The organism is Rheinheimera pleomorphica (assembly GCF_011634895.1).
Lineage (GTDB): Bacteria > Pseudomonadota > Gammaproteobacteria > Enterobacterales > Alteromonadaceae > Alishewanella > Alishewanella pleomorphica.
Genome location: NZ_SIRR01000003.1, coordinates 229,471 through 243,469, shown reverse-complemented (window position 1 = coordinate 243,469; position 13,999 = coordinate 229,471). Strand labels below are relative to the sequence as shown.

General features: G+C 51.9%; 8 protein-coding genes. 1 reads left to right on the top strand and 7 read right to left on the bottom strand.

Annotated features, from left to right (window positions below):
* Window positions 1-3: 3 nt before the first annotated feature.
* Together EYB30_RS02190 and hutH are read right to left on the bottom strand one after the other, a co-directional pair.
* Window positions 4-2,004 (bottom strand): urocanate hydratase, encoded by a 2,001-nt coding sequence (locus EYB30_RS02190; protein WP_166836591.1) that lies wholly within the window; start codon window positions 2,002-2,004, stop codon window positions 4-6.
* 12 nt (window positions 2,005-2,016) lie between these two features.
* The gene (gene hutH, locus EYB30_RS02185; RefSeq protein ID WP_166836589.1) at window positions 2,017-3,522 is read right to left on the bottom strand and encodes a histidine ammonia-lyase; all 1,506 of its coding nucleotides are present in this window, start codon (window positions 3,520-3,522) and stop codon (window positions 2,017-2,019) included.
* Between the two features lie 292 nt (window positions 3,523-3,814).
* On the opposite strand from hutH, the gene EYB30_RS02180 reads away from it, so the two are divergent.
* Window positions 3,815-4,717, top strand: a complete 903-nt coding sequence (locus EYB30_RS02180; protein ID WP_166836587.1) for a LysR family transcriptional regulator — start codon at window positions 3,815-3,817, stop codon at window positions 4,715-4,717.
* A 94-nt stretch (window positions 4,718-4,811) separates the two neighbouring features.
* Here EYB30_RS02180 and EYB30_RS02175 read toward each other — a convergent pair whose 3' ends face one another.
* The 5 genes from EYB30_RS02175 to EYB30_RS02155 all read right to left on the bottom strand — a co-directional run bounded on the left by EYB30_RS02175 (window position 4,812) and on the right by EYB30_RS02155 (window position 13,905).
* Entirely contained in the window at window positions 4,812-5,591 is a 780-nt protein-coding gene (locus tag EYB30_RS02175; protein WP_166836585.1) for an aldolase, read from the bottom strand.
* 16 nt (window positions 5,592-5,607) lie between these two features.
* On the bottom strand, window positions 5,608-6,321 hold the full coding sequence (locus EYB30_RS02170) for an iron-containing redox enzyme family protein (protein WP_166836583.1): 714 nt from the start codon (window positions 6,319-6,321) through the stop codon (window positions 5,608-5,610).
* A gap of 112 nt (window positions 6,322-6,433) precedes the next feature.
* A complete protein-coding gene (locus EYB30_RS02165) occupies window positions 6,434-8,959 on the bottom strand; it encodes an AMP-binding protein (protein ID WP_166836581.1) in 2,526 nt (841 codons plus the stop codon).
* Window positions 8,953-11,190 (bottom strand): aminodeoxychorismate synthase component I, encoded by a 2,238-nt coding sequence (pabB, locus tag EYB30_RS02160; protein ID WP_166836579.1) that lies wholly within the window; start codon window positions 11,188-11,190, stop codon window positions 8,953-8,955. Before pabB ends, EYB30_RS02165 begins: the two co-directional genes overlap by 7 nt.
* A 57-nt stretch (window positions 11,191-11,247) precedes the next feature.
* Window positions 11,248-13,905: an aminotransferase class III-fold pyridoxal phosphate-dependent enzyme gene (locus EYB30_RS02155; RefSeq protein ID WP_166836577.1), complete on the bottom strand. Its 2,658-nt coding sequence runs from the start codon at window positions 13,903-13,905 to the stop codon at window positions 11,248-11,250.
* Window positions 13,906-13,999 lie beyond the last annotated feature (94 nt).

Genomic DNA, 13,999 nt, shown 5'->3' with positions numbered 1-13,999 from the left:
CGGTTAAAACGACAACCCGGCTAAAACGTCATCATCTACCCGGTTCGCCAACGTCACTTTTAACTTCGGTGTTCTGGCCATTTCGCGTTTAATGGCAAAATCTGCCTCGGCGTTACGTGCCCAGCTGCGACGGGCGATACCATTATTAACATCAAATAACAGCATCGATTTTAATCGTCTGTCTGCCTCGATGCTGCCATCCAGCAACATACCAAAGCCACCGTTAATGACCTCGCCCCAGCCGACGCCGCCGCCGTTATGGATAGACACCCAGGTCGCGCCGCGGAAGCTGTCGCCAATCACGTTATGAATCGCCATATCGGCGGTAAAACGGCTGCCATCGTAAATGTTGGAGGTTTCACGAAACGGTGAGTCGGTGCCACTGACATCGTGATGATCGCGCCCCAGTACCACAGGGCCAATCTCGCCGCGGGCAATGGCGTCGTTAAAAGCACTGGCGATTTTCATCCGGCCTTCGGCGTCGGCATATAAAATACGTGCCTGCGAGCCCACCACCAGCTTGTTCTGCTTGGCGTCTTTAATCCAGGTAATGTTATCCTGCATTTGCTGCTGAATTTCTGCCGGCGCCTGCGCCATAATTTCTGTCAGCACCTTTGCAGCAATGGCATCGGTTTTATCCAGGTCTTCCGGCTTACCTGAAGTACACACCCAGCGGAATGGGCCAAAGCCGTAGTCAAAACACATCGGGCCGAGAATATCCTGCACGTAGGATGGATATTTAAAATCGATGCCGTTGTCTGCCATGACATCGCCGCCGGCGCGTGAAGCTTCAAGTAAAAACGCATTACCGTAATCAAAGAAGTAAGTGCCTCTGGCGGTATGTTTATTTACCGCGTCGGCATGGCGTTTTAATGTCGCCTGCACCTTGGCTTTAAACAGCTCTGGCTCGTCGCGAATTAAGCGGTTGGCTTCGTCGTAGCTGATACCGACCGGGTAGTAACCGCCCGACCAGGGGTTATGCAACGAAGTTTGATCTGAGCCTAAATGCACAAAAATATCGCTATGGTAGAACTGCTCCCAGACATCAACTACGTTACCAATGTAGGCAATAGAGACGATTTCTTCGTTCGCCTGCGCCTGTTTTACCCGGGCGATCAGCGCGTCCATATTGTCGATTAGCTCATCGACCCAGCCTTGTTGGTGGCGCTTGGTAGCCGCTTTCGGGTTAACTTCGGCACAGACGGTAATACAGTTAGCGATATTACCGGCTTTGGGCTGGGCACCGCTCATGCCGCCTAAACCGGCGGTGAGGAAAATTTTACCTTTCGGGCTATCGCCTGGTTGCAACACCTTACGAAACGCATTCATTACGGTAATAGTAGTGCCATGCACTATGCCCTGCGGGCCAATATACATGTAGGAGCCGGCCGTCATCTGACCATATTGGGTCACGCCTAAGGCATTAAAACGCTCCCAGTCATCCGGCTTGGAGTAATTCGGGATCATCATGCCGTTAGTAACAATCACCCGCGGTGCTTCTTCGGATGACGGGAATAAGCCCATCGGATGGCCGGAATACATATGCAGCGTTTGATCGCTTTCCATCTCGCTTAAATACTGCATTGTTAAACGGTACTGCGCCCAGTTCTGGAATACACCGCCGTTACCCCCATAGGTAATCAGCTCTTCCGGGTGCTGCGCCACCGCCGGATCAAGGTTGTTATCAATCATCAGCATAATGGCCGCCGCCTGCTGGCATTTGGCCGGGTACTCGCTGATAGGCCGCGCTTTAATGGCGTAATCCGGTTTAAAGCGGTACATATAAATGCGGCCGAAATCATTCAGCTCTTTGGCAAACTCGGCAGCCAGCTCGCTGTGCCACTGTTTTGGGAAATAGCGCAGTGCATTGCGCACGGCCAGCTGCTTTTCTGCCGTGGTTAAAATGTCTTTACGCTTAGGCGCACGGTTGGCATCCAGCGGATACGCTTTAACTGCTGGTAACTGAGCGGGAATACCCTGCTTAATCTGGTCCTGAAAAGTCATGTAGATCCCCTCTTAGTTCAGTGCAAAGCTAACGCTAAAGGCCTGGCTGGTTACCAGTTTTATCATGGCGTCGATATCCGGCTTTAACAGCCTATCTTCTTCTAATTTCGCCACTTTGCTGCGAATAAGCGCAAAGTTGTGTTCAACCAGATCAGAACACTTGTTTGGCCGGCGAAACTCAATAGCCTGCGCCGCATACATCAGTTCTATCGCCAGAATTTTTTCCAGGTTGCCTAAAATCTGGTTTAGCTTACGGCCTGAGATACTGCCCATCGACACATGATCTTCCTGCCCCATAGAGGTGGGTACGCTATCGGCCGACGGCGGGAAACACAAAGATTTATTTTCTGTCACCAAGGCTGCCGTCACATACTGCGGGATCATCATGCCGGAATTTAAACCACCGGCTTTGGTCAGCAAACGTGGCAAACCGTGTAAACCTTCCAGCAGCAGGTAGCAGCGCCGGTCAGAAATATTACCCAGTTCGGCTGCGGCAATAGAGGTGTAATCCAGCACCATGGCCAGCGGCTGGCCATGGAAACCACCACCGGATATCGCTTCTTCGCTGCTTATTACGATAGGGTTATCGGTTACCGAGTTCATTTCAATCTCGGCCAGCTCTTTTAAATGGTTATAGGCATTGCGCGAGGCGCCATGTACCTGCGGAATACAGCGCAGCGAGTAAGGGTCCTGCACCCGGGCACAACCGGTGTGCGAGGCCATATTCTCTGAGTCTTTAAACAAGCGGCGCATCCGCGCGGCCACTTCGATATTGCCGGCAAAAGCGCGGATTTGATGCAGCTCTGGCCGAAACGGCGAGCCACTGCCCTGCATGCCTTCAATACTCATGGCGCCGGCGACATCGGCTAAATCTAACAAATAGCGCATCTTGGTCAGCGCCGTAATGGCATGCGATAAAATAAATTGGGTGCCGTTAATCAGGCCCAGGCCTTCTTTGGCCTGCAACTCTAGCGGTGCTAAGCCATGTTGTGCCAGCGCTTCTTTGGCGCTGATACTGCCGTTACCGTGCCAGAACTCACCTTCACCTAAAAGCGGTAAAAATAGGTGCGATAACGGCGCTAAATCGCCGGATGCGCCTACCGAGCCTTGCTCCGGCACCACCGGAATTAAATCCAGCTCAATAAATTTCAGCATCCGCTCAACCACTTCGAGGCGCACGCCGGAATAGCCCTGGCTAAGCGCATGCACCTTGGTGATCAGCATCAGTTTAGAAATAGCTTTGGCAATTGGCTCACCAACGCCAACCGCATGGGTAATAAGCAGGTTTTTCTGCAGCAGTGCGGTTTCGGCCGGGGAAATTTGTGTATCGCACAAGGGGCCAAAACCGGTGTTAATACCGTAAATGGCTTTATCAGATGACGCCATCACCTCAACATTGCTGCGGCTTTGGTTAATTCTGGCGATGGCTTCTGCACACAGCCCGGCCTTAATGCTGCCATCGGCGATACCATTAACGATATCTAAATCCATCCGGTCTAAACCATAGCGAAATGTCATGTTGTGCTCCTCGATGTTTAACTGTTTTAAGTCTGTTCAGTACGACCAAAGGTTTGAGCGGAATCGGTTTGTACTAAGCTAACCGTTGAAGCCCCGGATGGGCTGAGACGAGCCCCCAGGGAAGGGTTCACGGCGTGTTAGCGTGTGCAAACCGATTCAAGCCAACACTTCAGTCAGGAAGATTGGCACTGAACCAGCTTTACTGTGCCACCATGCTAGCTTGCGCCAGTAGTTTTATAAATACATAATATTCGTAATTCATTCCGGATTTATCGAACTAAAAGGGCGCAGCATGCAGGTACAAGACGTTGATTTACGTTTACTGAGAATTTTCGTCACCATCGTCGAGTGCGGCGGCCTGTCAGCGGCAGAATCACGGCTGAATATTGGCCGCTCTACCATCAGCGCACATTTGTCGGATCTGGAAATCCGCCTGGGTGTAACCCTGTGCAAACGCGGCCGCAGCGGCTTTGAACTCACCGAGACTGGCCGCATTACCTATCAGGCGTCGCTGGAATTACTGCAGCAGTGTGAAGCCTTCGCCAGCACCGTTGCCGGCTCAAAACATAAACTCTCTGGCCGGGTTAGTCTGGCAGTTATTGATACGCTGGTTAGCGATCCACGCTGCGGCGTCGCTCAGGCCATAGCGGCACTGAAGCAAAAAAGTGACAGCATTCAGTTCGATTTATATGTCTGTGAAGCGCGCGAGGTAGAAACTGCCGTGGCTAATGACCGCTCTTTGCTTGGTATCGGCGTTAGCCGCCACCCAATCCGCGGTCTCGATTACACGCCGCTATTTAACGAAACCAACTACCTGTACTGCGGCAGTGACCATCCGTTATTTGCTTGCGACGCTCACGCCGTCAGCAAGCTGCTACCACAGGCCGAGGTGATCTCCAGTAACTATATGCGTGATAAAGAGCGGCGTAACGACGGCTTAAACTATCAAAACAGCGCTATTGCCTATCACGACGAAGGCATAGCGCATTTAATTTTATCCGGTAAATTTATCGGCTACCTGCCCGAGCATTACGCCAGCTATTGGGTAGAAAAAGGCCTGTTTAAGGCAATAATGCCGCAAAAATACTGTTACCAGATCCCGGTAATGCTGATCACGTCAAACAATCATGCCAGCTCACCACTGGCACAAGCGATGATTGACGCGATTAAACGCAGCCATAGTGTCAGGCAATAAGCTCTGCCACAGTTTCAGCGGTTCCAGTAGCAGTGGTTAGTTGCCTGACCAGTAATTCATTGCGCACAATTTGTGCCCCCTGTTTCGTCTTAGTTCACAGGTTAAAGTCTATCGTAGCGGCCATACGCCTGGCATAGTAGGCAAAGCTTGCTTTCGAACGCTTGTCCTGCAGGATCCAGTCGTGCGCTTCTTTAGCCAGTGCGGGTTCAATTTGTTTAATCTCGCCTGCCGCCTGCGCCAGCAACTGTAATTTCGCCGCCCGCTCGCATTGAATGGCCAGCACACAAGCTTCTTCGATAGAATGGCCCGCCACGACCAATCCGTGATGGCATAGCAGTGCCGCGCGCTTGTTGCCCAGCACCGCTGAGATGATTTCTCCCTCTTCATTACCCACAGGCACCCCGGGCCATTTTGGCAAAAAAGCAACCTCGTCATACAACATACAGCTATCCATATGCGAAATGTTAAGCGGGATCTCCAGCATGGATAACGCCGAAATATGCAGCGGGTGGGTATGAATAATACAGCGCACATCCGGCCTGGCCCGGTAGATCCAGGAATGAAACCGGTTTGCCGGATTGGCCATCCCCTCGCCGTGCAACACTTGCAGATCAGCATTCACTGTCAGCAGGTTATCCGGCGTAATCTCGTCAAATCCAAAGCCAAAAGCCTGGGTATAGTAGGTTCCGTCCTGCTCGCTGCGGGCGGTAATTTGCCCCGCTAACCCCGAATCATGGCCCTGGGCAAACAAGATGCGGCAGGCCAGCGCGACTTTCTGCTTATCGCTCCACTGGCCTTCAGGCAGGCGTTGAGCCATTTGTGCCTGGCTTTGTTGTATCAGCGACTGCTTATCTAAACTAAAGGTGTTATTCATCTTTACTTCCGCCGGCTTAGGAAAACGCGACATTAAGGTTTGTTTGCGCCACAGCCGTGTCGGCCTGACGTTCAATGGCCGAGAAGAAATTCAGCCGGGCCTGGATCAGCTCTTCGCCGGCTTTGAGCATATTTTCCAGCTGAAACTCATTGGCACCGGCAATTTCCAGCATAATGTCATGCAGGGTTTCAGCATGACCGTCATCACATTCAATATGCAGAATAAAAAACTGTATGGTTTCATCGGCGATGCCGTGATGTCTGAAGCCAGCCACCAAACTACTGTACAGCGCCGGCACTATCGCTTCGGCACCAATACAGAGCGCGCCTAAGCCTAAAGCCGGGTTCAGTTCGCGGCAATGTTTAAACATACAATCGATAAGCGCCTGAGTTTCCTGATTTATTTTTCCAGAATCCAGCTTTATAGCAAAAGCATCCAGCATCTCTTTGTAAATCAGATGATGCGGTGTCGGGCTATCAGGCGCCAGGCCGAGTTCTTCAAACAGGTTCTCGGCCAATGCCAGCACCTGCGAATTCGCCGGCAAATTGGCCATCATGGCGCACAGATAGCGGGTAAAATAACTGCTGTACAGGCCATGCTGCAATAAAAAGGCTTTTAACTCCGGCAACGAAATAGCGCCCTGCCGGCAACGCACTAAAAAAGAATGGTTATATAATTTATCTGACAACATCTGAATGGCCAGCTCGAGCTTGATGGCATTATCCGTCATGACGACATCCTCTATATTTTAATTAGGTATTTGTTTTATAAACAATTTATTTATAAATCCAGTGTATTTACTGCCCCACTGCGCGGGGCCCTGTGCCAAGCTGCTCGCAGGCTCAGGCTGATTCAACCTGCTCTACAACGGCACTGCTTAGCTGCCTGAGCTTTTCCCGCTGTAACTTGCCGGTGACCGTTCGTGGCAGTGCATCGACAAATTGGAACAAATGCGGGTACTTCCAGCGTTCAAGGTGTTGCCGGGCATAGTGTTTCAGCTCCTGGGTAAACTGCGCCTGATCCTGCCGGGGCGTGACCACAAAGGCTTTGGTGCGGGTGGTCGTTTCGTCATCGCCAACCGCTATCACAGCTATTTCCACCACATCAGGATGGCCGACTAACACATCTTCGATGTCTTGCGGCGCAACCCACTGCCCTGACACCTTAACCACGTCATCCGAGCGGCCGAAGAAACTGAAATAGCCGTGCTGATCGCGGACAAACATATCGTTGGTGCAATACCAGCCGTCACGAAACCGAGATGCGGTGGCGCTGGCATGGTTTTCGTACCGGCTGGGCAGCGTCGGGCCTTTCAGCCACAAGGTACCAACCTCGTCGGGGCCGCAGATAACACCACGTTCATTGACAATCTTGCCATCAAAGCCAGGCACCAGTTTGCCGGTACAGCCAAAAGCATGGCTGGAACCGGGAATATTGCTAAGGTAGGTACTAAAGGCTTCCGTCGATCCCAGGCTGTCTAAAATGCAGGCGTCGAACCTGGCCTGCCACTTTCGGTTTAGCTCTAGCGGCAGACGATCGCCGGCAGAAACAAAGCAGCGTACGGTTTTAAAGTCGTCAGGCGTTATGGCGTCATGTTGCAGCAGGAATTGATAAACCGTTGGCACGGCGTACAAAATGGTCGGCTGATACAATTTTATCGCCGCCACTATGTCGTCAATAGCCAGGTTTTTCGGGGAGATAATCGCGGTTGCGCGATTAAACAGCGCGTTAAAACAATTATGTAAACCAAAGGCGAAACTCATTTTTGACACCGAGAACGCCCTGTCGCTGCTATTAATGTTCAGTATCTGCGCAGCATAGCGCTCGGCAGCAACCACAAAGTCCTGTTGCCGGTGCATAATCAGTTTAGGCACACCAGTGGTACCGGAAGTAAACATGCCTATTGCTTCGTCAAACGGACGGGTTCTGGCGGGCAGCCACTTAAGCGCAACAGGGGCACTGTCAGCATGCAGCGGTGCTATCACGTCGATATCGGCTAAGGCGCTAACAACGCCCTCCGGCACCTCCTGGCTCTGCTGCCACTGCGCGATAAAGTCGTTATCAGCAAGCACTGTGCTCACCTGCGCCGAGCACAGTGCCTGCGCAATCGTCGACAACTTGAGTAAAGGATTAACGATAATGGCGACACAACCTGAGTACAGCAGCGACAACACCGTAATGGTAAAAGCCGGGCTGTCATTGGCGACGATGGCAACACGGCTGCCTGGCGTGATACCGCGCTTTGCCAGGTTCGACACGCAATGCATTACCGTGTTTTCAATTGCACCATAGTTCAGCGTGCCGGCAGCATGACATATTGCCGCTTTAGCAGGGTTGATCCGGTTTGCTATATCGATAATTTTACTGGCGAAATTAAAGTACTGGCTAAAGCCCTTTTCTTTGGCAAACAATAACGCATCCGCCGTGATATCCGTGCGCCAGCGCACAGCTCTAAGCACCGACTGCTCCAGCGTGGCTAAAAACGCGCGCTGCGCTTGCACCTCCGCCATGCCGGCTATTCTGGCCTGACACCCGTGGCTGGTTACCAGGCCAGCGTTATCGAGAAGGGTGGCAAAGTGTTTTTCCTGCCCGTTTAACTCTTCGCCGGCATTATCGATAAAGGCCACATCTATACCTAATGCGGTTGCCACAGTGTAGATAAAGTCTTTTAGCGGGATCGTATATTGATGTGGCTGTTGTTTGATGTCCGCCCTAACACGGGCATCATTCAAAATTGGCTCACAGTAATGCTGATAGGACGAAAAATTCAGATACAGTGTTTCGCTGACATAAGCACGCACCTTACCAACATTATTGCTCACTGAAAAATCAATCATACTGAATATATAATTGTTTAGCGGCGTATCAATAATATCCTGACTGTAACCCACCGGGCCGAAGATATTCGCAAAACTTACTGCGGCGCTGTGCTGCTGTGCCACAGTGGTGTTTTCGGCGCTATCGTGATGCACATACTTATATAATGTGGCATAGCTGGCGCTGCTATACCGGCTGTCAGACAGATTAACCGCCGTGCCAGTGGTATCAAGCAGCCAACTGACAATACTGTTGTGATAAATGCCCAGCTGCTGCAGCCGAGTTTCTATCGCAATCAGCGGCTCATTAATTTCCAGCGCCGTGTCGCTTTCATATACCGACACCTTACCCAACTGCGCAGCAGTTAACAGAATATTGTTTTTTGTCGCAACCTCTAAAATAGCATCATCAATATTATCAGTACAAAAATCGCCGGCAGACTTCTTTATTACCAGCGATACCCGCTCAGACGCGTCATCAACTAACAGTGTCAGCGCAAATCTGAGCAGAATATAATTTAACTCGCCAAATACAATATGATGTTTTAACACGCTTCTACGCCTTCTTTGAGTTTATGCTTTTGCTTGTTCAGATAAGCAGGATCTGAAGACAACTCTGGCTGCACGGCCAAACGCTGCGCTGGCTGGGCGCCGACCACGCGATAAAGGCTGTCATCTCCCGTTGCGTACTTAGCAATGGCGCGCATTAGTGCCCGCGCCTTGATCAGGATCTCTTCAAATTCCTCTTCCGCATCGGATAACCAGGTAATAGCGCCACCTACACCAATTTCCAGCTGATCGCCCTGCACTACCAGGGTTCTGATCGCCACATTAAGCTCAGCGGCACCATTTAACGACAGATAGCCGATAGCGCCGGAATAAATACCGCGGGCGGACGATTCCAGCTCATCCAATATCTCCAGCGTTCTGGTTTTCGGTGCGCCTGTCATTGACCCCGGCGGGAACGTAGCCGCAAATAAACCGGCGACTGAGGCTTCGTCATTTAAACGCCCACGTACCGTCGACACCAGCTGATGCACTGAGGCATAGCTTTCAATTTGCATCAGCTTGGGCACCCAAACTGAACCCGCCTCGCACACCCGGTTTAAATCATTGCGCAGCAAATCAACGATCATCAGGTTTTCTGCCTGATCTTTTTCACTGTTGGCCAGATCAGCAATTAAGGCCGCATCTTGCTGCGCGGTAGCGCCGCGTTTACGCGTGCCTTTAATCGGTTTGGCTTCCACCACGGCATTTCTGCCTACGCTAAAGAATTTTTCCGGTGACGAGCTCAGCACAGAAAAGTCCGGACAATGCAGGTAAACCGAGCGTGGCGCCGGGTTTATCTGTCGCAGCACCGTGTACAGCGCTAATGGCTCAACGCTCAGCGTGGTACGGATACGGTTGGTTAAGCAAATTTCGTAACTTTCGCCGCACCTGATGTAATCCATGCAGCGGGCGATCTTGTTGATATAGCTCTGGTGATCATCTTCCAGCGTAAACTGCACCGGCTGGCAGGGTACATCTGCAGGCGTCGCTAAGGCAGCCTCGTCAGGCCCTGACGCGGCACCTTGTTGTGCTAATTCAGTCAGCTGTTGGTATACCGTTTCCAGCCACGCTGTCGCCGCGTCGCCGCTGCTGTCTGTCGCCGTGGTATTGTGCAGCGCCACAACGTAAATCAGCCCCGTTTTATGGTCAAAGGCAATAAAGCTGTCGACAAAAAGTCCGGCTGCATCAGGTTGGCCTGAACGGTGCTTATTGTTCACCGGTTCTGTTTCTGCTTTTAACTCATAGCCCTGCAACCCGACCAGGCCGCCACAAAAATCAAAGGGTAACTCTTCGCTGCCCTCGACCCCGGCCTGCAGTGACTCAGCAACAAACTGCTGATACGTCATATGGCGTTTACTTTGCCGCCCTTTAGCGTCAATCGACACGGCTTTTTCCTGCACATCGTAGCTAAACCAGTATGCCGCCGGGCCGGATGCGTCACCGATAAACGAAAATCGGCCCTCTGTGTTAGGCGCTGTACTGGTGTCCAGCCAAAAGCTGTACTTCGCCTGGCCAAACAATTTTTTGAATACCCGCGCCGGATCAAGCGGTAAATCCAACACCTTAAACTGACAATGCCAAACCGCTTTTTCTGGCAGCGCCAGCCTGCCTGGCTCCGATGGCAAGCGCGGTGCATTGCGCCGGACTTTGCCAGTGTGGCTGCTGTGCTGCTCTACCAAGGCTCTGAAGTTCTCAATAATCTGCCGGCCGGCATCGGTAGACACTGACTCCGGATGAAACTGTACTCCCCACATCGGCCGGTGCCGGTGCTCTACGCCCATTATCAGGCCATCTTCGGTAAAAGCGGTGGCAATTAATGCTGTAGGCAATGGCTGGTAAGCAACGAGCGAATGATAACGCACTACCGTTAACGGGTTTGGCAGATTCGCAAACACGCCGCTGCCACCATGCAACACTTTACTGGTTCTGCCATGATAAGGCACACCGGACAGGTCAACTTCGCCGCCCATGCAGGCCACAATAGACTGATGCCCGAGGCAGATCCCCAGCAATGGCTTGCTGGTGTGTTTTATGATGGTTTCACAGATACCAATATCATTTTGCTTATTGGGCGTGCCGGGACCGAGTGAAATAATGATGGCATCATAGGCTTCATAATCAACATCAGTATCATTGTTTTTCACCACCACCGGCAACACAGCAAAGACTTCACTGACATACTGATACAGGTTAAAGGTAAAACTATCGTAATTGTCTACAATAAGAATTTTCACAGCACCTCCTTCTACGTTAAGTGCAAACCGGGTTAGCTAAACAGGGCATCTACCGACTTAACTCAGTTCAACTAACGGCTCTTCGTTTGCTGTCGACTCGCAACTGGTGGCTTTGTTCACCACAGGTGCAGGTGCCGGATACCCCAGTGGCCGGAAGCCTTGTTTGCGTGCAATGTCGGTGATGTACCGGGCCTGGGCATAGTCGATAGACTTGCCAACACTAAAACGGCCCTCACAGCCTTCAATCGCCAGCGCTATGGTCTCAGACAGGCAGGCCAAATTGACGCCGGCCGGCAGGCCAACCATATTACAGTCGCCGTAGCGTAACGGTTCGGGCTGTATCACCAGGCCGCCTTCCAGGACCTGCACCCGTTGCCCGGGCTGCACAATAAAGTCAAAGGGCCGCGCGGTATCGATAGCGATAGCGCCTGGTTTTAAAAACCCGGTATTTAAAAAGGGTTTGCCTTCACTGGTAGCAGACACCACATAGTCGGATTGCTCTAACGCGGTTTTATAGCAATCACAGGTGCTCAGCCCCAGGCTGCTGACAACATCGTCGGCTACCAGACGCTCGGCTACGGCTGCAACGTCCGCCGTGGATAGCGCTGGTGCCACGCCGATACGGTCGGCAAACGCGGGCATAGCCTGGCGCACATAACGCTGGATATTATCGATCACTGAACCCGGTAGCGCTTGCTGTTCGCCGCTGAAAGCCAGCTGACAAAGTGACGGCAGCAGCTCCTGTAACAGATGTTTTTCGGTGCCCGGCCGCCCCATCAGGATGATGTTGTCGCCCCAATGCGCCAGCTCGCTGACCATCAACTTGCCGACAGCCCCCCGGGCGCCAATCACACTGATCACATCGCCGATAAGATTGCGGCCGGATGCCTCCAGCACCGTCTCGGTGGTGGCTATCGCCGTCAGGCTGTTGCCGGTGGTAAACGACAAGTCGTCAATGTCATCCAGCATTTTTTCGCCACCGCGTGTGATCACTGAGGTGTAGGCACCTAAGCCAAAAAATTCAGCGCCTTCACGCCGTGCCACGGCAATATAATCTTTGATCAGGTTTTCTTTCTCTGCCGCAGACAAATCCATCATATCGCGCGGTGCTATCGGGCTCATGATCATCATGCCATCAGCAAACGCCTGTTCGTTGCTAACAGAAAACTTCAAGGCCACCCCCGGGCTGGTGTCCACCGCCCCCACTTCCATAATTAAACTGCTTAAATAGCGGTTTTCCTGCTCGGTAAAGTTATGCTGAAAACACTGGGGTAACATCCGCACACAATCATCTACCACGGTAAAATGCATTAAAAAGGCAAAGGTTTTACCGCGTTTTTTGCCGGTACCGGCATGCTGTGTTGGTGCAGTTTGCTGCGCCACCACAACCGGAAAGGCCTGCTCCAGGCCCGGCAGTTCGCTATATGGCTTGTCAATCAGAGCAGCCATCAGAATATCGTAACGACCATTTTTAATCAGCGTGCATACCTGCTCTATCGCGGCAAAAAAATCGGCAATATCCTCGGCGCAGCTGTTTAACGGCGGCTCAAACCGGATAGAGCATTTGTCCGACAATAACGGCATTACCAGCATCTGATGCCGGTTCAGCAAATAGCTGCAAATTAGCCAGGCTAATGAGCCGCTGTTTTGCAGGTAAGTTACGATGTAATTGGCATCGGCCTGGACATCGTTAAACTGGAACGCCCGCATCAGGCCGGCGCCGCGCCAGGAAAAAATCTGCGCAAACTGTTGCGTCAAGCGGGCACAGCATTGATCTACCTGCGCCGAAATCGCTTTAACATGATCAAGTGCTGCGCCGTTATCTTTGCTGAGCTGCTTAATCACTGCTCTGCCAACACAACTGGCCAGGCCATTGTTGGCAAAGGTTGAGCTGTGTTTGCGGTCAAACTCCGGTGTTGACACTGCGCTGGTGTACACTGCTGCACCAGTTGGAATTAAGCCGCCACTGAGTGACTTTGCCAATAACAAGATATCCGGTGTGATGCCAATATCCTGCGCCACGCAAATACCACCGGAACGACCTAAACCGGTTTGTATTTCGTCAAAAATGAGCACGGTGCGGTATTTACTGCACAGTTCGCGGGCATGTGCCAGCCAGGCCACATCCGCAACATGCATACCGCCTTCGCCCTGAATGGGCTCGACAATAAAAGCGGCGTACTGCTGAGACTCCAGCGCGCGTTCCAGCGCGGCAAAATCGTTCAGCCCGACCTTATCGAAATTTTTATCGTCGTTACGTAAATGCTCAATATTATGCCGCCGCGAATTGGTCGCCAGCAGCGCAGAATAGGTCTTACCATGGAAGGAGCGGTCGACAGACAGTATTTTCTTGCGGCCGGTTTTAATCCGCGCCAGCTTAAAGCCTACCTCTACCGTCTCGGCACCACTGTTAGTGAAAGTCACATGGCCGGCCCAGCCGCCCAGCACGTCGATTAACTCCTGGGCAAAGATTTCGGTGTCACGCTGAAAGATGGGTTGAGTAAACACCGGCGCTTTGCGTTGCAAATGTTCTATCACCGCCTGGCTGCAAAAATCCGGGTTATGGCCAAATGGCAGGGCGCCATATTGCGACAGGTAATCGCGTACCACCCTGCCGTCCCGGGTATATATTTTGTTGTTTTCACACTTGACGATATCAAGCTCCAAATCAAGCTTGCCCATTAGAAATTTTCGATAGTGATTAATCAGCGACACGGCTGCTTCTCCTCAACCCTGATAATGTGTTTTTTTCCGGCTGCCATTTGGGCACCCGGTGCGAAAGGCCAGACCGAGGCATTGCGCTTAGTCT